The sequence below is a fragment of the Bradyrhizobium sp. HKCCYLRH3059 genome (assembly GCF_051168035.1).
In the GTDB taxonomy this organism is placed as follows: Bacteria; Pseudomonadota; Alphaproteobacteria; order Rhizobiales; family Xanthobacteraceae; genus Bradyrhizobium.
Window position 1 is genome coordinate 80307 of the sequence record NZ_JBNPUF010000013.1, and the last position, 19202, is coordinate 99508.

At 66.1% G+C, this 19202-nt stretch carries 19 protein-coding genes and 1 pseudogene; 8 read left to right on the forward strand and 12 right to left on the reverse strand.

Features of this window, described 5'->3' with window-relative positions; all coding sequences use genetic code 11:
- The first annotated feature begins 849 nt into the window (after positions 1-849).
- The 5 genes from ACQR13_RS30365 (at position 850) to ACQR13_RS30385 (ending at position 4093) form a co-directional block, all read left to right on the forward strand.
- A complete protein-coding gene (locus ACQR13_RS30365) occupies positions 850-1020 on the forward strand; it encodes a hypothetical protein (protein WP_315740306.1) in 171 nt (56 codons plus the stop codon).
- Positions 1021-1485: 465 nt separating this feature from the next.
- A complete protein-coding gene (locus ACQR13_RS30370; protein WP_315752977.1) occupies positions 1486-1893 on the forward strand; it encodes a DUF1127 domain-containing protein in 408 nt (135 codons plus the stop codon).
- A 540-nt stretch (positions 1894-2433) separates the two neighbouring features.
- Positions 2434-2763, forward strand: coding sequence for a hypothetical protein (locus ACQR13_RS30375; protein ID WP_315729365.1), 330 nt, complete (start codon positions 2434-2436; stop codon positions 2761-2763).
- 255 nt (positions 2764-3018) lie between these two features.
- Positions 3019-3717, forward strand: coding sequence for an aspartate/glutamate racemase family protein (locus ACQR13_RS30380; protein WP_315711335.1), 699 nt, complete (start codon positions 3019-3021; stop codon positions 3715-3717).
- A 145-nt stretch (positions 3718-3862) separates the two neighbouring features.
- Positions 3863-4093 carry a hypothetical protein gene (locus ACQR13_RS30385; RefSeq protein WP_315711336.1) on the forward strand — a complete coding sequence of 77 codons (231 nt, stop codon included), beginning with the start codon at positions 3863-3865 and terminating at the stop codon, positions 4091-4093.
- A 64-nt stretch (positions 4094-4157) separates the two neighbouring features.
- On the opposite strand, the gene ACQR13_RS30390 is transcribed toward ACQR13_RS30385, so the two are convergent.
- From ACQR13_RS30390 to ACQR13_RS30400, 3 genes are all read right to left on the reverse strand, one after another.
- Positions 4158-5510 (reverse strand): globin-coupled sensor protein, encoded by a 1353-nt coding sequence (locus ACQR13_RS30390; RefSeq protein ID WP_315827256.1) that lies wholly within the window; start codon positions 5508-5510, stop codon positions 4158-4160.
- A 221-nt stretch (positions 5511-5731) separates the two neighbouring features.
- Positions 5732-5899, reverse strand: a complete 168-nt coding sequence (rpmG, locus tag ACQR13_RS30395) for a 50S ribosomal protein L33 (RefSeq protein WP_015666342.1) — start codon at positions 5897-5899, stop codon at positions 5732-5734.
- Positions 5900-6019: 120 nt separating this feature from the next.
- A complete protein-coding gene (locus tag ACQR13_RS30400) occupies positions 6020-7345 on the reverse strand; it encodes an LLM class flavin-dependent oxidoreductase (RefSeq protein ID WP_316187308.1) in 1326 nt (441 codons plus the stop codon).
- Between the two features lie 47 nt (positions 7346-7392).
- Here ACQR13_RS30400 and ACQR13_RS30405 point away from each other — a divergent pair, with 47 nt between their 5' ends.
- Positions 7393-7575 carry a hypothetical protein gene (locus ACQR13_RS30405; RefSeq protein WP_315752973.1) on the forward strand — a complete coding sequence of 61 codons (183 nt, stop codon included), beginning with the start codon at positions 7393-7395 and terminating at the stop codon, positions 7573-7575.
- A gap of 15 nt (positions 7576-7590) precedes the next feature.
- Here the strand turns inward: ACQR13_RS30405 and ACQR13_RS30410 are convergent, their stop codons facing one another.
- Genes ACQR13_RS30410 through topA form a run of 4 tightly spaced genes read right to left on the reverse strand, consistent with a single transcriptional unit; the run spans position 7591 to position 13990 of the window.
- Complete coding sequence (locus ACQR13_RS30410; RefSeq protein ID WP_315752972.1) at positions 7591-8349, reverse strand: NUDIX hydrolase; 759 nt, start codon at positions 8347-8349, stop codon at positions 7591-7593.
- 40 nt (positions 8350-8389) lie between these two features.
- A complete protein-coding gene (locus ACQR13_RS30415) occupies positions 8390-8836 on the reverse strand; it encodes a DUF983 domain-containing protein (protein WP_315711344.1) in 447 nt (148 codons plus the stop codon).
- Entirely contained in the window at positions 8833-11214 is a 2382-nt protein-coding gene (gene rnr / locus ACQR13_RS30420) for a ribonuclease R (protein WP_434863516.1), read from the reverse strand. Before rnr ends, ACQR13_RS30415 begins: the two co-directional genes overlap by 4 nt.
- Positions 11215-11218: 4 nt before the next feature.
- Entirely contained in the window at positions 11219-13990 is a 2772-nt protein-coding gene (gene topA / locus ACQR13_RS30425) for a type I DNA topoisomerase (protein ID WP_434844112.1), read from the reverse strand.
- Between the two features lie 225 nt (positions 13991-14215).
- On the opposite strand from topA, the gene ACQR13_RS30430 reads away from it, so the two are divergent.
- Entirely contained in the window at positions 14216-14425 is a 210-nt protein-coding gene (locus tag ACQR13_RS30430; RefSeq protein WP_315712655.1) for a hypothetical protein, read from the forward strand.
- Here ACQR13_RS30430 and ACQR13_RS30435 read toward each other — a convergent pair.
- Positions 14360-14632 (reverse strand): annotated as a pseudogene (locus ACQR13_RS30435) (hypothetical protein); the annotation flags it as partial. The gene ACQR13_RS30430 and the pseudogene ACQR13_RS30435 sit on opposite strands and share 66 nt — an antisense overlap.
- A gap of 126 nt (positions 14633-14758) precedes the next feature.
- A complete protein-coding gene (locus tag ACQR13_RS30440) occupies positions 14759-15370 on the reverse strand; it encodes an FMN-dependent NADH-azoreductase (protein WP_434844111.1) in 612 nt (203 codons plus the stop codon).
- Between the two features lie 97 nt (positions 15371-15467).
- Here ACQR13_RS30440 and ACQR13_RS30445 point away from each other — a divergent pair, with 97 nt between their 5' ends.
- Positions 15468-15866, forward strand: a complete 399-nt coding sequence (locus tag ACQR13_RS30445; RefSeq protein WP_434844110.1) for a winged helix-turn-helix transcriptional regulator — start codon at positions 15468-15470, stop codon at positions 15864-15866.
- Positions 15867-15869: 3 nt separating this feature from the next.
- Here the strand turns inward: ACQR13_RS30445 and dprA are convergent, their stop codons facing one another.
- The 3 genes from dprA to plsY form a co-directional block, all read right to left on the reverse strand.
- Positions 15870-16988, reverse strand: a complete 1119-nt coding sequence (dprA, locus tag ACQR13_RS30450; RefSeq protein ID WP_434844109.1) for a DNA-processing protein DprA — start codon at positions 16986-16988, stop codon at positions 15870-15872.
- A 62-nt stretch (positions 16989-17050) separates the two neighbouring features.
- The gene (locus ACQR13_RS30455) at positions 17051-18445 is read right to left on the reverse strand and encodes a patatin-like phospholipase family protein (RefSeq protein WP_434844108.1); all 1395 of its coding nucleotides are present in this window, start codon (positions 18443-18445) and stop codon (positions 17051-17053) included.
- Between the two features lie 147 nt (positions 18446-18592).
- On the reverse strand, positions 18593-19189 hold the full coding sequence (gene plsY / locus ACQR13_RS30460; protein WP_434844107.1) for a glycerol-3-phosphate 1-O-acyltransferase PlsY: 597 nt from the start codon (positions 19187-19189) through the stop codon (positions 18593-18595).
- Between the last annotated feature and the right edge of the window lie 13 nt (positions 19190-19202).

Below are 19202 nucleotides of genomic sequence, written 5' to 3' on the forward strand. Positions count from 1 at the left end.
TGCTGCGCCTACGATGGTCGTGAGTAGCCGCAACCGTCTCCCCACGTCATTCCGGGGCGCGCATAGCGCGAGCCCGGAATCCATACTCCCGATCGTGGTTATGGATTCCGGGCTCGCCCTCCGGGCGCCCCGGAATGACGGTGAGCTCTGGGCAGCCTGCTTCAGCACACATGAGATCCCATCCTCGCCGCGCCTCCGCGCCCGAGCTGTGCCATTGAAAACCCTCTTCGAGAACAGAGGGCGCAGGGAAGGCCGGGTGCAGGTCGCACCCATGGTCCGCGTGCAGAAAGAAAGCACGCGGCAGAACCACAGGTACGAGCCGGACATCCGGCCCTCCCTGCGCGATGGCTTTACGGCTTACTCCGCGCTCTCCCCGGGGACCGGCGTTCTTGCCCCCGTCGCGAGCGCGCTTCGTCGCAGCGCCCGCTTGGCCTCAGCATCGGGAGGCCAGGACCACACGGCTTGACCGTGCGCACCGGATCGTTCGTCGGCGCGGACAAGCCACGCTGCAACCCGACACGCCCACCGCAGCCCACCTCACGCTCGTGACGATCGCGATGCGCCCCTCTTGGCGAGGTGGGATGTGCAGGGGGATAGCATGAATTCTGGAAAAGCGAAAGAAAAAAATTGCGATCTGGATAGCCGGCGAGAGCGATCTCGTTGAAAGCGTTCGAAAAGTTAGTCTTCGGCGCAGGACCGTCTCGGGGGCGCTCGATGGGAAGATCGCTTCCTCATCTCAATGCTTCAGGATGGACCCCTGATGATCAGGCCGACGCTGATCGGCCCTACGAACTTCAGGCGTCTCATGTTAGCTTAGTTGCGGCGTTGCTCTCTTGTTAGGGAAAAGGCATGAAGCCGCTTCGCATGGGTGTTTTGGCCGGCGTGCTGATGTTGTGTGGAGTCTTGGTCCTCGAAGCGCTCGGTGTGCAGACCAACCTTTTGGTTTTCATGGTCTTGGGAGGCGTTTCGGGCTCGCTGGCTGACATCTTGGATCGGTTCATGGCGGGGCGCGGTACGTAGCGCTGGTCAGCGCGCAAGGCCGGATGGTTGTCGACTCATTCCGATGTATCTCGGACGAGAGAGCGTCTGATGTTTGTGGAGTGTGCCCGATGTGGACATTTCAGCTGGTAGTCCGCACTCCGTAGGGCGGATCAGCGCGCCGCTTCACGTTCGCCGCAAATCGGCAGATTGAGCTGACGCCAATCCGCCCGCCGTGCTCGCGCGGTCGATCTACAACAACTCGCCGCCAGGATGTGGGGCGCCCAAATATCCCTTGATGTTGCGTGCGTGCCATGATACCTTACGTGACATGAGCAAATCGGTCCGCATCGTCAACTTCTATCACATGACCCGCTTCGGCTGGGCCGTGGAAGGAGTCGCGCGCTAGGAATTGGACGTTGCGATCGTTTCACCAGGCCCCGCCGGCATCGGACGGGGCCTTTTGTTTGGCCACGCTCCCTGCCGGCATAACAGCAGGAGCAGAGGATGCCACCCCATCAGACCAACGCGACGATCGACGCTGCGCACGTGTCGGCGCTCAACGTCGATCTCTCGATCGCGTCAATCACCGACGCGATCGACAGCGTGCAGCCATCGATGCAGTCCGAAGCGTCGATCGCAGCGTTGCGAGACGTGTCGCCAGAAAAGGACGCGGCCGGTCCGCCGGCCACGCCGACCTGGCCGATCATCCGCTTGATCGGCTGGTGCTGGCGCGCGATCCAAGAATGGCAACGCCGCGAGAGCGTGCGGGACTGCCTGCATGACCTGAGCGAACGCGAGCTCACAGATATCGGCATCACGCGCGCCGAGATCGAGCACATCGCCGCGCTGCGGACGCTCGACAGATTGAGGGATGATCCATATCCGGGCGGCGTCTCGCGTCGGGGAATGTAGTTGGTCGTTGAAAGTGGCGACGCAGGGATAACCGACCAACAGCGCGAGATGGTCGCCGCGACGTCATTGCGAGCGTCAGCGAAGCAATCCAGGGTCCCGCACACGACTCTGGATTGCTTCGCTGCGCTCGCAACGACGGAGGTGAGATCGCGCTTATCTATGGACACTATCCTGCCGGAGACGCCGCGTGCGCGGAGTTCGGCAGAACACAAGCCTCGCATAGGTGCTCATGTGCGAGCGCAGGAACTACATGCCTTGATCTGGCGCAATCATCGTGGTACCGACAAACCATGATCAACGTCGTGCGCAACTCCAACCGCAAACATGCGGCCCGCCGCAGCTGGGCCGTGGGAGGAGTCGTGCGCTAGGATTTCGACGACACGATCATTCCACCAGGCCCCGCCGGCATCGGACGGGGCCTTTTGTTTGGCCACGCTCCCTGCCGGCATCACGCAGCAGGAGCGACCGATGCCACCTCAGACCCATCTCACAGACGAGATCGCCCGCAATTCCGCCACGCGCGATCGCCCCCTCTCATTGGTGAAGAACGCGGCGCACCAGGCGCCAGCCGCGCCGCGACCCAGCGCATCCGTCACGGTGCTGCGTGACGCGTTGTCGGAAAAGAATGCGGCCGGGCCGCCGGGCATCTCGGCTCCGGGGCTGTTCGGCCTGCTCGCGCGCTATTGGCTGGTGTTTCAGGAAGGCCGTCGGCTCAGGCGGATGAGAGTCGATCTATGCGACCTGAGCGAGGCGCAACTGGTGGATATCGGCCTGACGCAAGGCGATCTCGACCATATCGCAGCCCACCGCGCGCTCGAGCGCCTGAGATTCGACATAGCGAACGCCATGATGTCCCGCGGTGTGATGTAGCTGCGAACAGGCCAGTGCGAACAAATGTCTCGGCAGGGCGGATCAGCGTGTGATCGGCCCTGGCGATGTCGTGCGCGCGATCTGTTGCAACCGCGTCATTGCGAGCACAGCGAAGCAAGCCAGGGCTCAGCAAGGACTCTGGATTGCTTCGCTGTGCGCGCAATGGCAGAGGATGGTGCGTGGTGGGTTGATGTTCACCCTCGGCCGCTTTTCGCGCTATCATCGTCGTCAACGTTGATGGAAATGGAACGACGAATGGCAAAACATATCGGCATCGTCGGCTGCTCCGCCGAGGGCGCGGCGCTCTGCTATCGCACGATCTGCAAGGAGGGCGCCGACCTGCTCGGGCCGCATGCCCATCCCGAGGTGTCGATGCACACGCCGTCGCTCGCCGACTACGTGGCCTGCCTCGATCGCGGCAATCTCGATGGCGTCGCCGAGCTGATGCTGACCTCGGCGCGCAAGCTCGCCGCGGCCGGCGCGGATTTCCTGATCTGCCCGGACAACACCATCCACCAGGCCCTGCCGCTGGTGCTGCCGCGCTCTCCGCTGCCGTGGTTGCACATCGCCGACGTGGTCGCGACGGAAGCGGTCAGGAGAGGCTACAGGCGTATCGGCATCACCGGCACCAAATGGCTGGTCGACAGCAATGTCTATCCGGATAGCTTGACCGCACGCGGGCTGGCGTTCGCGCGTCCGGAAGAAGCCGATCGCGTCGAAGCCAACCGCATCATCATGGATGAGCTGGTCTACGGGCGGTTTCAGCCGCCCTCCGTCGCCGCGTTTCAGGCGATCATCGCGCGACTGAAGGAGGAAGGTTGCGATGCCGTCGCGCTCGGCTGCACCGAGATTCCGCTGATCATCGACGATGCCAACTCGCCTCTGCCGACGTTGGATTCGACGCGTCTGCTCGCGCGTGCTGCGCTGGCGCGGGCCACGTCCTGCGCCGGCTGAGAATTGCGGCAAGGCGCTGGCCGTTCAGAGTGGGACGTGCAGGCAGCACTGGCTGCGACGCTCGCCATCCGGCCTTCGGACGCACAGTTCCGTCGGAACCCCCTTGGGCGGGAAACGTTTGTTTCAGCCCAAGGAGGAGCGCCCAATGAAGAAGCTGATATTTGCGGTTGCCGTGTCGCTGTCCGTTCTGCCGCCATTTGCCATGGCTCAGGGCCATATGGGGACGCCGCAGGAGCAGAAGGCTTGCGCGCCCGACGCCAAGCGCTTCTGCCGCGCTCAGCTCGGCGATGACTTCGGCGTCCAGAACTGTCTGACGCAGAACCGGGCCAAGCTGAGCAAGCGCTGCTCGGCGGTGTTCCTGAGCCACGGGATGTAAGCCGGCGCGCAGCGTCGCGACGTCGCAGGGCGGACGGCCAACGCCGATCCGCCCTTCTTTGTAGTCAGGCCGCACGGACCCTGCGCAAGAATTTCTCCAGCTCATCCTTGAGGTGATCGCTCTCGCGCGACAGCGAGTGCGCGGATGACAGCACCTGCGCGGAGGCGGTGCCGGTGGCGCTGGCGCCCTTGCTGACGTCGCCGATGTTGCCGACGACGCGCGCGGTGCCGCCGGCGACCTCCTGCACGTTGCGCGAGATCTGCCCCGTCGCGGCGCCTTGCTGCTCGACGGCGGCGGCGATGCCGGCGGCGATCTCCGAGATCTGCTGGATGGTGCCGCCGATCTGCTTGATCGAGGCGACCGAGGACTGCGTCGCGCTCTGAATGCCTTCGATCTGCTGGCCGATTTCCTCGGTGGCCTTGGCGGTCTGCGACGCCAGCGCCTTGACCTCGGAGGCCACCACCGCGAAACCGCGGCCGGCATCGCCGGCGCGCGCCGCCTCGATGGTCGCGTTCAGCGCAAGCAGGTTGGTCTGGGCGGCGATCGAGGTGATCAGCTTGAGCACGTCGCCGATGCGCTCGGCGGTGCGCGACAGCTCGCTGATGCCGACATCGGTCTGCTCGATCTGGCGAACGGCCTCCTTGGCAATGGTGGTCGATTCCCTGACCTGCCGCCCGATCTCATGGACCGAGGAGGTCATCTCCTCGGCGGCCGAGGCGACCGACTGCACGTTGGTCGAGACCTGGCCCGAGGCCGAGGCCGCGCTGGCCGACAGCTGCTGGGTCTGCTCGGCGGTCTTGCTCAGCGTGTTGGCCGAGACCTCGAGCGTGCGCGCGTCCGCATGGACCTTGTTGATGATCTGGCCGACGGTGGCTTCGAACTCGTCGGCCATGCGTTGCATGGCGACGTGCTGCTCGGTCTTGGCCGCATCGAGATAGACCGAGATGGCGAGATCCATGTCGATCATTGCCGCCTTGGTGATCGCAGCCTGCAGCGCGGCCTTCTTCTCGCGGGCCGCCTGGCCGCCGAACCAGCCGTCCGCGATCTCCGTCTCGATCGCCTTCTGCAGCCCGGTCACGATCAGCGAATAGCCGGCGATGTACCAGCGCGGCTCCAGCCCCATCCGGTTGTGCGCCTGGCCGATCCTCGTCACGGACTTCACATAGGCATCGTCGAACTTCGCGGTCGCCAGCGACATCCAATGGTCGAGCTGGGCCTTCGAGGCGTGCCGCATCGCGGCCTGGCTGGAGAACATCTTGGCGAGATGCGGGACCTTGCCGACATGGGCGTAGAACTGCTCCAGCAGGCCGGGCAGCACCTTGCCGATCAGCGGCCGGAGCTCCCGCAGCGCCTCTCGGGTCGCATTGTCGATGCCGATGAAATCGAGACGGGACTGCAAAGTCTGAGGATCGGTCATCGCTGGTCTGCCGGTAAGATAAGGAGGGAGACGCTACGGGGGTGCGCCGCTACCCCAAATCGCACGGGTTTGGTTGATGGCTCCTTAAGTCGGGAACCAGATTCAGCCGCAGCCAATGGACCGATCAGAAGCGGACGGCCCGTGCCGCAGCAGTGGGAGCATCGCGCGCAATAAAAAACGGGGCCGAAACGGCCCCGTTGAAGTCGCAGCAGACCGCGATCTTACTTGATCTTGGCTTCGCGGAATTCGACGTGCTTGCGCGCGACCGGGTCATACTTCTTCTTGACCATCTTGTCGGTCATGGTGCGCGAGTTCTTCTTGGCAACGTAATAGAAGCCGGTGTCGGCGGTCGACACGAGCTTGACCTTGATGGTGACCGCTTTGGCCATGTCTTGAACCTCTGGAATCGGGATCGGGGGTGGGCACCGGCCAAAGAGGGGGCGCCGTTGGCGGGCAACCTACCCAGCCAGCCCCCAAAGTCAAGGTTTGAGGGCCAGATTCTGGGGTCCCTAGGCCGCGAAGAAGCGGTTTTTCGGTCGGGGCAGGCCGAGATTGTCCCGCAGGGTCGGCCCCTCATACTCCGTCCGGAAGATCCCGCGGCGCTGCAGCTCGGGAATCACCTTGTCGACGACGTCGTCGAGCCCTGCGGGGAGGAACGGGAACATGATGTTGAAACCGTCCGACCCACGGCTTTCCAGCCACTCCTGCATCTGGTCGGCGATCGTCTTGGCTGTGCCGACGAAGGACAGACCGCCGTAGCCGCCGACCCGCTGCGCCAGTTGCCGCACCGTGAGCTGGTCGCGCGCGGCGACATCGACCAGGCGCTGGCGGCCGCTCTTGGAGGCGTTGGTCTCGGGGATATCAGGCAGCGGACCGTCGGGATCGAAGCCGGAAGCGTCGGTGCCGAGGATGACCGAGAGCGAGGCGATGGCGCTGTCGTAATGCACCATGCTGTCGAGCAGCGCGCGCTTCTCCTTCGCCTCGTCGACGCTGTCGCCGACCACCACGAAGGCGCCGGGCAGGATCTTCAGATGCTCAGGATCACGGCCGATCTTGTCCATGCGGCCCTTGATGTCGGCATAGAGCTTCTGCCCATCGGCGAGGCTGCCGCCGCCTGTGAACACGGCCTCCGCGGTCTCCGCCGCGAGCTGCTTGCCATCCTCCGAGGCGCCGGCCTGTACGATCACCGGCCAGCCCTGCACGGGGCGGGCGATGTTGAGCGGGCCGCGGACTTTCAGATATTTGCCCTTGTGGTCGAGCACGTGCATCTTGTCGGGATCGAAGAACAGCCCGCTCTCGACGTCGCGCACGAAGGCATCGTCGGCAAACGAATCCCACAGGCCGGTGACGACGTCGTAGAACTCGCGGGCGCGCTTGTAGCGCTCGGCATGCTCCATGTGGTCGTCGAGCCCGAAATTCAGCGCGGCATCTGGATTCGACGTGGTGACGATGTTCCAGCCGGCGCGGCCGCCGGAGATGTGGTCGAGGGAAGCGAAGCGGCGGGCGAGGTGATAGGGCTCGTCGAAGGTGGTCGATCCGGTCGCGATCAGGCCGATATTCTCGGTCACCGCCGACAGCGCCGAGAGCAGCGTGAACGGTTCGAACGACGTCACGGTGTGGCTGCGCTTGAGCGCATTGATCGGCATGTTCAGCACGGCCAGATGATCGGCCATGAAGAAGGCGTCGAACTTGCCGGCCTCCAATTTCCGGATGAGCCGCTTGAGATGCGCGAAGTTGAAATTGGCGTCCGGCCAGGCGCCGGGATAGCGCCACGCGCCGGTGTGGATGGAGACCGGACGCATGAAGGCGCCGAGCTTGAGTTGACGTGGGGCCATGGGGTGTCCGCGATGATTGCTATCTTGAGCAGATAGGAACGCGGCCCATGCGTGTCAGCAACCCGCCGCAGAACACGATTTCGTTTTTGCTGGCGGACGTAGCACGCTCATTCCATGAAGTGCCGAGCAAGCGATCCAAACAATTGTGTCATCCCCGCGTTCGCCGGGACGACACCATTGTCCGCTCGCTGCTCGAAATCGAGGCGACCGCTATCATCGACGATGGATGATCGAATACGCGGCGATCACCCGCCCAGCACGTCCTTCTGCATCTTGCCGCCGTAGAAGTGGAAGAACGGCACCGGGGCGTCGTGGCGCAGCGGGCCGGTGGCGAGGCGGCGGTCGAGCTCGTGGAGCACGTTCTTGGTCATCGGGTGCAGATCGGCGAGCGGCTTGGAGCCGAGCTCGACCCAGACCAGCTCGACCAGCTCCGCATCGGCGTGGATCACGCCGTCGACGCGATGGGTGATGGCGGAGGCATCGGCGGTGAAGAAGCGCGTGTCGAAGCGCTTGATGCGGCCGGGCGGGGTGATGGCGCGGGCGATCAGGAACAGGCCGGAGGGATCGGGCAGCAGGCCGGCGTCAGCGAACGGCGCCCATGGCCCGTCCAGTTTCGGCGCGGAGCCGCCGACCTTGCGTCCGAGACAGAGACCGGTTTCCTCACAGGCCTCGCGGATCGCGGCGACGGCGAGCGACTTCGCGCGCGAGGCCGTCGTCTGCGGCTTGCCCTTGAACAGATTGGCTTCGAGCTCGGCCGGCATCGGCGCTGCGACCGGGATGCGATGATCGGACTTGTCGACGCGGCCGCCCGGGAAGACGAACTTGCCGGGCATGAACACGACCTTGTCATGGCGCTTGCCGACCAGCACCTTCGGCACCGTGCCGCTGCGGTCGACCAGGATCAGCGTCGCTGCATCCTTCGGCTTGGTGTAGGGATGATGGTCGGCTTCCTTCTCGGCCGGCTTGCCCGCCGGTGCGCTGGTCGCCTGTGCCGTATCGCTCATGTCCTCCCCGCTTTTTCTTGTTTGTTGATCGTTCGGTCGCTCAGACCGGCGGAATGCCTTCCACCGGATTGTCGTCGAAGCCGTGCATGCGGAAGGCCCATTGCAGCCCGACGACGGCGCCCTTGACCGGCTGAATCAAGGCGAGCGCGGCGACCAGGGTCACCGGCAGATAGATCGCGAGTTGCAGCGCCACCGGCGGCGCGTAGTTGGTCTCGATCGAGAGCACCAGCGGCACGATGATGTGGCCGACGATGACGATCACGAGATAGGCTGGAAGATCGTCGGCGCGATGCCCGGAGAAATCCTGGCCGCAGCGGTCGCAGTTGTCCGCGACCTTCAGGAAGGCGCGGAACAGCTTGCCCTCGCCGCAGCGCGGGCAGCGGCCGCGCAGGCCGCGCTTCATCGCTGTCCAGACGTCGCGCTTCTCGGCGAGGCCGGTGTCGCGCGTCCACGTCTGCGGGGGCAATGTGCTGGGCGTTGAGGTCATGGCGTCCACGATCTGCCTTTCTTCGATGTGCCGGGCTTGCGTTTTGCCCCTGCCGTTTGACTTTCCTTGCGGTTCTTTTCTTTGTGCTTCGGCCGCGCCTCGGCCTTGGCGCGCTTCGTTGCCTTGCTCTTGGCCCTTGCCTTGATCCCGGCCTTGCCCTTCGGCCGCTCGCGGCGGCCGTGGCGCGAGACAAGCACGTCGGCCTGCGTCAAGAGTTCGAAGCGCAGCGCGCCGGCCACCGGCTGAGCTTCTACCAGACGCACGTCGACGACGTCACCCAGCCGGTGCATGGCACCGCTGCGCTGGCCGATCAGCGCATGCCGCGTCTCATCATAGTCGAAATATTCCGTGCCGAGGGTCCGGATCGGAACCAGGCCGTCGGCGCCGGTATCGTCGAGCTTGATGAAGAGGCCGGCGCGGGTGACGCCGGAAATGCGGCCCTGGAACGTCGCGCCGATGCGGTCGGCGAGGTGGTGGGCGATCAGGCGGTCGGCTGTCTCGCGCTCGGCCTTCATCGCCCGCCGCTCGGTGACCGAGATCTGCGCCGCGACCTCGGTGAGATGATCCGGCGTCTCGCTGTCGGGCAGGGCGCCGTCACCGAGGCCCAGCGCGCGCAGCAGGCCGCGATGCACGACGAGGTCGGCGTAGCGGCGGATCGGCGAGGTGAAATGCGCGTAGCGGCGGAGGTTCAGGCCGAAATGTCCGTAATTGTCGGTCGAATATTCCGCCTGCGCCTGCGAGCGCAGCACGACCTCGTTGACGAGATGCTCGTAGTCCTGGCCGGCCACCAGCGTCAGCACGCGGTTGAACAGCGATGGCCTCAGCGCGCCGCTCTTCGCAAAGGGCACGTCGAGCGTCTTCAGGAATTCCTGCAGCGCATGGATCTTCTCCACCGTCGGCTCGTCATGCACGCGGTAGATCAGCGGCAGTGCCTTCTTCTCCAGCAGTTCGGCCGCGGCGACGTTGGCCGAGATCATGAACTCCTCGATCAGTCTGTGGGCGTCGAGGCGCTCCGGCACGACGACGCGGTCGACCGTGCCGTCTTTCTTGAGCAGGATCTTGCGTTCGGGAATGTCGAGGTCGAGCGGATCGCGCGCGTCCCGGCCGCGCTTGGCGACCTCATAGGCGGCATAGAGCGGCTTCAGGATCGGCTTGAGCAGGGGACCGGTGACGTCGTCCGGCTTGCCATCGATGGCGGCCTGCGCCTGTGCGTAGGACAGTTTGGCGGCCGAGCGCATCAGCACGCGGTGGAACGAGTGCGAGCGCTTGCGGCCGTCGGCCCCGAGCACCATGCGCACGGCGAGCGCGCCGCGCGCTTCGCCCGGCACCAGCGAGCACAGGTTGTTGGAGATGCGCTCCGGCAGCATCGGCACGACACGGTCGGGGAAGTAGACCGAGTTGCCGCGGATCAGCGCGTCGCGATCGAGCGCCGAGCCCGGCCGCACATAGTAGGCGACGTCGGCGATGGCGACATGGACAATGAAGCCGCCGACATTGCTCGGATCGGGATCCGGCTCGGCATGAACCGCGTCGTCGTGGTCCTTGGCATCGGGCGGATCGATCGTGACCAGCGGCAGCTCGCGCCAGTCCTCGCGGCCCTTCAAGGTCGCGGGCTGCGCGGCTTCGGCTTCCGCCACCGCCGCGGCCGAGAAGTCCATCGGGATCTCGTGGGCATGGATCGCGATCAGGCTGATCGCCTTCTCGGTCGCGACCGAGCCGTAGCGCTCCTTCACCCGGCCCGAGGGCAGGCCGTAGCCGCGGCCGCGCAGCAGGTCGACGCTGATGAGATCGCCGTCCTTGGCGTCCTTGGTGTCGGCGGGGGCGATGGAGAGCTCGCGTCCGGCCTGCTTCTTGTCGACCGGAATCAGGCGGCCGCCGCCGCCGGGATTGCTGCGGAAAATGCCGAGCACGCGCGGCCGCGCCTGATCCAGCACCTTGAGGACGCGGCCGCGATAGGACACGCCGCCATCATCCTTGATCGGCTCGACCCGCAGCAGCGCGCGGTCGCCGACGCCGGCCACCGAGCCCGGCCCCGCATGACGCGGCGTGTGGATGCGGATGCGCGGCGGCTCGGACTGCTCGGCCTCGTCCCACTCGGCCGGCTTGGCGATCAATTCGCCGTCGCTGTCGCGCCCGGTGATGTCGGCGACCAGCGTGGCCGGCAGGGACGCGGTCTCGACGACTTTCTTGCGGCCGCTCTTCTTCACCGTGCCGTCGGCGACGAGTTCGCGCAGCAACTGCTTGAGCGCGACGCGATCGGCGTTCTTCAGGCCGAACGCGCGGGCGATGTCCTTGGTGCCAACCTTGCCCGGATTGGCGCGGATGAAGGCGACGATGGCCTCCCGCGAAGGGAAGCCGATGTCGCGCTTTTGGGTCATTTTCTCATCCGCGGGCCTTGCCGGCGCTTTTCTTCGGCGTCGCCTTGGTCGCAGGCTTGGCCGAGGTCTTGGCGGCCTTGGCGACCGGCGCACGCGCCTTGCTGGTGGAGTCTGATTTCGGTTTGGCGGCCGCCTTCTTCGCCGCGGCCTTTTTCGCCGGCTTCGGCGTGTCGTCGTCGCCGCCGGTCTTCGGCTTGGCCTTGCTGGCAGCCGCTTTGCTGGCAGCCTTGGCCGGTTTCGCCGCAGCCTTGCCCTTGGCCTTCTTGCCGCCGCCCTTGGCGGCGCGCTCGTCGAGCAGGGCGATCGCCTCGGCGAGCGTGATCGTATCCTTTTCCTTGTCGCCGGGAATGGTGGCGTTGACGCCGCCGGCGGTGACATAGGCGCCGTAGCGGCCGGCCTTGACGGCGACGGGGCCGAGCGAGGGATGGTCGCCGAGCGCCTTGCCGGGATCGGCGCCGAACCGCTTGCTCGGGCCCTTGGCGATCTTCTCGGCGATCAGGGTGACGGCGCGGTTGAGGCCGATGTCGAACACCTCGTCGCCGGCCTCCAGGCTCGCATACGTCTTGTCGTGCTTCACGAACGGCCCGAAGCGGCCGAGATTGGCGATGATCGGCAGACCCGTCTCCGGATGGATGCCCACCTCACGCGGCAGCGACAGCAGCTTCAGCGCGTAGTTGAGCTCGAGGCTCGCGGGCGACGTCCCTTTCGGGATGCCGGCGCGCTTCGGCTTCTCGCCCTCGGCGTAATCCTTCTGCTCGCCGAGCTGGATGTAGGGGCCGAAGCGGCCGGCTTTGACGACGACGTCGAGGCCGGTGTCCGGATCCTGGCCGAGCACGCGGTCGGCCGCGGCCTCGCTGTCGGCGGCGAGCGGGCGGGTGTAGCGGCATTCCGGATAGTTCGAGCAGCCGACGAAGGCGCCGAACTTGCCGGCCTTGAGGTTGAGCCGTCCGGTGCCGCAGGTCGGGCATTGCCGGACATCGCCGCCATCGTCGCGCGGCGGGTAGATGTGCGGCCCCAGCATCTCGTCGAGCGCGTCGAGCACCTGCGCCACGCGCAGATCCTTGATGTCGTCGACGGCGCCGATGAAGCCGGTCCAGAAATCCTTCAGCACCTGCTGCCAGGCGATCTCGTTGTTGGAGATGCGGTCGAGCTGCTCCTCCAGATCGGCGGTGAAATCGTACTCGACGTAGCGGCGGAAGAAGTTCTCCAGGAAGGCAATGACGACGCGGCCCTTGTCCTCGCCGTGCAGCCGCTTCTTTTCGAGCTTCACATAGCCGCGGTCCTTCAGCACCTGCAGGATCGAGGCATAGGTCGAGGGCCGGCCGATGCCGAGCTCCTCCATGCGCTTGACCAGCGAGGCCTCCGAGAAGCGCGGCGGCGGCTCGGTGAAATGCTGGGTGACCGCGAGATCCTGCCGCTTCAGCGGCTCGTTCGGGCTCATCTGCGGCAGGCGGCGGCCGTCCTCGTCCTCCTCGTCGTCGCGGCCTTCCTGATAGAGGGCGAGGAAGCCGTCGAACTTGATGACCTGGCCAGTGGCGCGCAGCTCCAGGGTACGGGCGCCGGCCTTGGCGATGATGTCGACGGTGGTGCGCTCCAGCTCGGCGGATTCCATCTGGCTCGCGATCGTGCGGGTCCAGATCAGCTCGTAGAGCTTGGCCTGGTCGTCATCGAGCCGCTTGCGTAGCTCGGCCGGCTTGCGCGACAGGTCGGTCGGGCGGATCGCTTCGTGCGCTTCCTGGGCGTTCTTGGCCTTGGCCTGGTACTGGCGCGGGCTCTCCGGCACATATTTGTTGCCGTAGATCTCGCCGATCACCTTGCGGGCCTGGGTGATCGCCGAGCCGTCGATCTGCACGCCGTCGGTTCGCATATAGGTGATGAGACCGGTGGTCTCGCCGCCGATGTCGATGCCTTCATAGAGACGCTGCGCGATGCGCATCGTGTGCGCCGGCGCGAAGCCGAGCTTGCGGCTCGCTTCCTGCTGCAGGGTCGACGTCGTGAAGGGCGCCTGCGGGTTGCGGCGCGCCGGCTTGGCGTCGACGGTCGCGACCGTGTAGCTCGCCGCGTTGAGCGCGGTCTTGAAATCCTCGGCCTCCGCGCCGGCGCCGATGTCGAGCCGCTGGATCTTCTTGCCGTCGGCGCCGACGAGACGCGCCTCGAAGGTGTCGCCGCGCGGCGTCGCCAGGGTTGCGATCAGCGACCAGTATTCGCGCGGCACGAACTTCTCGATCTCCAGCTCGCGATCGCAGACGAGACGCAGCGCGACCGACTGCACGCGTCCGGCCGAGCGGGCGCCCGGCAGCTTGCGCCACAGCACGGGAGAGAGAGTGAAGCCCACGAGGTAATCGAGTGCGCGGCGCGCCATGTAGGCGTCGACCAGCGCACCGTCGATCTGGCGCGGGTGCTTCATCGCCTCAGAGACGGCCTGCTTGGTAATGGCGTTGAAGACGACGCGCTCGATCTTCTGATCCTTGAGCGCGCGCTTCTCCTTCAACACCTCCAGCACATGCCAGGAAATCGCTTCGCCCTCGCGATCAGGGTCGGTGGCGAGAATCAGCCGGTCAGCGCCCTTCAGCGATTTGGCGATATCGTTGAGTCGGCCCGCCGCCTTGGGATCGACCTCCCAGATCATGCGGAAATTCTCGTCCGGATCGACGGAACCGTTCTTGGCCGGAAGGTCGCGGACATGACCGAAAGAGGCCAGAACCTCGTAGGAGGAGCCCAGATACTTATTGATCGTCTTGGCCTTGGCAGGCGACTCCACGATGACGATATTCATGTATTTCCAATGGCTTAGTGGAAGGATTGAAGCTGGCTTCGCGGGATTCGCGCCGGCTGCGTTGACCCGAACATGGGTGGTGAGGGGGTTCCTGTCAAATCGAGGGATGTTGAAAGGCGATTGCGTTGGACCGGCGAAGTACCTATCAGGTTGTACGGAGCACGATGAGAACCGCGCGCTCTTGAGGTTGTTTTTCGTCAAATTCCTTATGCTGGGTGACGGTTGTTGGCCAAGGCAGCGGACAAAAGCGACCCGGACGTCGAGGCGATGGTGGAGGATCCCGACGCCGCGGCGGCGCTGATCGCCGAGGTGACGGCCAGCCTGTCGCATCTGGCGCAGCGCCATCGTCTCGACATGCTCGATTACCTCCTACGCATGGCGAACCTTGAGGCCGAGGAGCATCTGAGGCTGCGCAGCCGCCGCAGGCTCTGCTGACGGCCGCCCGCGCTCACCGCGGGGCGAGGGCGGTTTCTCCGGCGCCAGCACCCGGCCGTCCTCCGCAGTCAGCAGCAGCTTGCGAACCGGCCTGCGGTTCGCGCGGTCGACGAGCGCGGTGGCGATCTCGTCGGGGTGCTCGTCGAATTCCTCGCTCCACTGCCGCAGCGCGACCAGGATGGGAAACAGGCCGCGGCCCTTCGGCGATGGCGGTGCCACGAGCTCGCCGGCCGGAGCGCCGATCTTTCGGGGCTAACCGGCCGGGTCGGTGGCGGTTTGAGACCTGCCCCCGGGATTGAAAGCGGTGGCTGCCGGCGGCAGCCACCGAGGGACTCAAGCGGCGAGACCGCCGGCCGTCTGAATCGCCTTCGCCAGCGCCTGCTCGCGATGCTCCGGGCCGATCTGGACACCGTCGGCCGCAACGAATTCGAGATCCGTGACGCCGATGAAGCTGAAGACACTGCGCAAATAGGTCTCCAGGTGTTCGAATGCCGCCATCGGCGTGTCCGCGCCGTAATGGCCGCCGCGCGAGACCGCCACGATGATACGCTTGCCACCGGCCAGGCCTTGCGGGCCGTTCGGGCCATAGCTGAAAGTCTTGCCCCTGACAGCGATGCGGTCGACCCAGGCCTTGAGCTGGCTCGGGATGGAGAAGTTGTACATAGGGGCGCCGATCACGACGATATCGGCGGCCAGGAACTCCTCCAGCACGGCCTGTCCGGCCGCGACATCAGCTTCCACTGCGGGATCCTCAACGGGCGCACCGTATGCGACGGCGACATGCGTTCCGGACAGATGCGACAGCGGCTCGGCTGCGACATCTCGGTAAGTCACCTCCAGCCCCGGCGTGATCTGGCGGAGCCGTGCGACGATCGCGGCGGACACCTGACGGCTGACGGAGTTGGGGCCGAGCACGCTGGAGTCGATGTGGAGGAGGAGGGTCATTGGTCAGTTACCTCGGTATTGGTTTGTAACTGGCGCACTATGAGTGACTGTGCTGTAACCCCACAAGAACGCACATTTTTGAAACCCGGGCACAGCCATGACCCCTGCTGACAGCGATGATCCCGACCTCCCGACGCAGCCAAATCATCATGATTGCCGGGGCGTGGCCTCGATCCTGGCGCGTGTCGGCGACAAATGGAGTGTGTTCGTCATCATGATGCTTCAGGACGGGCCGAAGCGCTTCAATGAGCTGAAGCGGCTCGTCGGCGGCATCTCCCAGCGGATGCTGACCTTGACCCTGCGCGGCCTCGAGCGCGACGGGCTGGTGACGCGGACGGTGTTTCCGACCATCCCGCCGCGGGTGGATTATGAGCTGACCGATCTCGGCCGCGGGCTGTCGCAGCCGGTGCAGGCGCTCGGACAGTGGGCCATGCAGCACCAGGAGCTGATCGAGCAGGCGCGCTCGCGCTTCGACGCGCGCAGGGATGCTGACTGAGCGTCAGGTCAGCGACACCATCCCGCCGCCGTGGCGCTCCAGGCGGCCGGCCAGCTCGAGCTCAAGCAGCACCATGCGCAGCACGGCGGGTGACAGGCCGCTGATCCGGATCAGGTCGTCGATCGAAACCGGGGTCGGGCCGAGCAGGGCTGTGATCTGCGCGCGGTCGTGGCTTTCGGGATCGGGGGCGAACAACTCCTCCTCCGGCTCGCGCAGCGAAAAGGGCAGCGGCCGCTCCATGATCGGGCCGACGGCCTGGATGATGTCTGCGGCTTCGGTGACGAGCGCCGCGCCCTGCTTGATGAGATCATTGGTGCCCGCGCAGCGGGGATCGAGCGGCGAGCCCGGGACGGCGAAGACCTCGCGGCCCTGTTCGCCGGCCATGCGCGCCGTGATCAGCGAGCCCGATCGATGCGCGGCCTCGACGACGACGACGCCGAGCGAAGCGCCTGATATCAGCCGGTTGCGGCGGGGAAAGTCGCGGGCGCGCGGCTCGTGTCCGAGCGGCATCTCGGAGATTGCGGCGCCGCTGCCACTGACGATGGCGCCGAGCAGGTCGACGTGCTCCGGAGGATAGATCCGGTCATGGCCGCCGGCGAGCACCGCGACCGTGCCGCTGCCGAGGCTCGCGCGATGCGCAGCCTGATCGATGCCGCGGGCGAGGCCGGAGATGACGACGAAGCCGGCCTGGCCGAGCTCATGGGCGATCTGGCCGGCAAATTTCAGCCCGGCGGCGGAGGCGTTGCGCGAGCCGACGATGGCGATCATCGGGCGCATCAACGTCTCGCGGGCGCCACGCACCGCGAGCAGCGGAGGAGCATCCTCGCAGGTGGCGAGGCGGGGCGGATAGCCGTCTTCGTCCGGCGCCCGCAGTTCGACGCCTTGCCGTTTGCAGGCTTCGAGTTCGGCCTCGGCTTCGCCGACCGTGCAGATCCGGCCGGCTCCGGCCGCGCCGCCGCGGCGTGCCAGATCGGGCAGCCGGTCGAGCGCTACGCGCGCGGTGCCGAAATGGTCGAGCAGCGAGCGGAAGGTGCGCGGGCCGACATTGTCGGACCGGATCAGGCGCAGCCGGTCGCGCCGCTCGGTGTCGCTCAGCTCGATCGTCGTGTTGATGGCATCCACGCAAAGCCCCCTTTACCGGGGACTAGAATGGAGCAACCCGAGGACGCAGGGAAGAGGGCGCGCTACGCCGGCGCGACGTCGCGCACATCCTCGGACTCGGACACCGGAGACGATAGCACCGGCTGATCGCCCTGGATGGCTGGCGTGGTGCCGACCGGAGCTTCGCGCAGCCAGCGCTCGGCTGCATCGCGTCCGCGCTGGTACAGCAGCTCGACGAAGTCGCTGCCGAGATCGGTCGCATCGCGCTGTGCCAGGGCTTCGATCTCGTCCTCGGCCGCAAGCCGATGGACGCGCGGCGGATGCAGGCCGTCGCTGCGCGCCCATTCGAGCGCCGCGAGTTCGGCGTTCAGGACCGCATTGCCGGCGATCTGGTCGAGGCGGCGATCGATCGCGGCCGAGGTCATCGGGACATGGCCGTCGCGCGCGGGCGTGACCTGAACGACCAGCAGGTCGGCGGCGCTGGACTCATGCGCGATCTGGATCAGCGGCGGATTGGTGACGTAGCCGCCGTCCCAATACGCTTCGCCCTCGATGTCGACAGCGGCGTGCAGTTGCGCGGGACAGGTGGAGGCGAGCAGTGCATCCGGCGTGATGCCGGCATTGCGGAAGATCTGCGGCAGGCCGTCACGAGCCCGGGTCGCCGCAACCAGCAGGCGGGGCGCGGCCGGGCCCTGCACGGCGTCGAAATCGATCGTCTCGCGGAGGATGTCGCGGAGCGGATCGAGATCGAGCGGGTCGGCGCGTCCGCCGCGCAGCCCCGCACCGAATGACACCGAGCTGCTCGCCGGCGAGTACGCGCCGATCACCAGCAGCGATCGGAACGACGCCTCCTCCATCAGCCGGGTCCAGAACAAAGCGAGCCGGTTGCGCGCCTCGTCGCGGCCGCCCTTGGCGAGCCCGCTCGCGAGCAGCGCGGCGTTGACCGCACCGGCGCTGGCGCCGCTGATGGTGTCGAAGTCGCAACCGGGTTCCTCGAGCAGGCGATCGAGCACGCCCCAGGTGAAGGCCGAGAACGTTCCGCCGCCCTGCAGGGCCAGCGACAGCTTGCGCGGCGGCCATGTCCGGGGCGGCGGCGGCAGCTTAACCGTTGCGATCGTCTCCGCGAGCGTTCGCTCGGGCGCCTCTGCGGTCTTGGTCTCGCTGATCACGGGCGTGCTCGTGGCCGCCATGATCATCTCGGCGACCGCCGGCGCGCCATCGGCTCGTTCCGGCGCAGGGCTGGGCTCGGATATTTCGGCGGGGAGCGCGACGTCCGACATGACCGGCCCGGCAGGCGTCTCGGGCGTCTGCGCCGGTTCTGCAGCGGCCGTGATGCCGGTCGACCAGATCTCAGCGGCCGATAGCAGCAGGCTGGCGTTCGACCGGGCCGGGGCCGCCTTCTGCTGCGCCGGAGCCTGATCAGTACGGTCATCGTGCGTGGCCGACGAAACGCTGGAGTTGGTCTTGCGTAACCACATGCAGGAATCATGACAGGCAATCATGATTCACGCCAGAGTCCCGCGTTAACTTATGAGCTGATGAATCGCCGGTGTTGCTGCGCAGCCGCTGTGAAATCAGGGCGCAACACAGGTTTTCCGTATTTGCTCCGTATTTGTCCGGAGCGACTACTTCTTCGCCCCGATCTTGCTCTCGGTGCCCAACTGCAATCGCTTGATGTTTTCGCGATGCATGTAAATGAGCAACAGTGTGAGCAGGCCGAACAGGGCCGCCAGCGCGGTGTGGCCGAATGCCCACAACACGATGGGTGTCAGCACGCTGGCGACGAGTGCCGCGAGTGATGAGTAGCGGAGCGCGAATGCGGTGGCGAGCCAGACCAGGCAGAAGAAGATCGCGCCCGGCCAGAACAGACCGATCAAAATACCGATGTAAACGGCGACACCTTTGCCGCCGCGGAACTTCAGCCACACCGGGAACAAGTGACCGAGGAAGGCGCCGAGGCCCGCGATCATCGCGGCATTCGGGCCGCCGAGATAGCCCGAGATGATGACCGCCGCCGTACCCTTCAGCGCGTCGCCGAGCAGGGTTGCTGCCGCGAGCCCCTTGCGTCCGGTGCGCAGCACGTTGGTGGCGCCGATATTGCCGGAGCCGATGCTGCGCAGATCCTGCGTGCCGGCCAGCTTGGTCAGGATCAGGCCGAACGGGATCGACCCCAGGAGATAGCCGATGATGAGAGCGACCGGCAGGAAGGCTTCGGAACCCATCACACCACTCCTT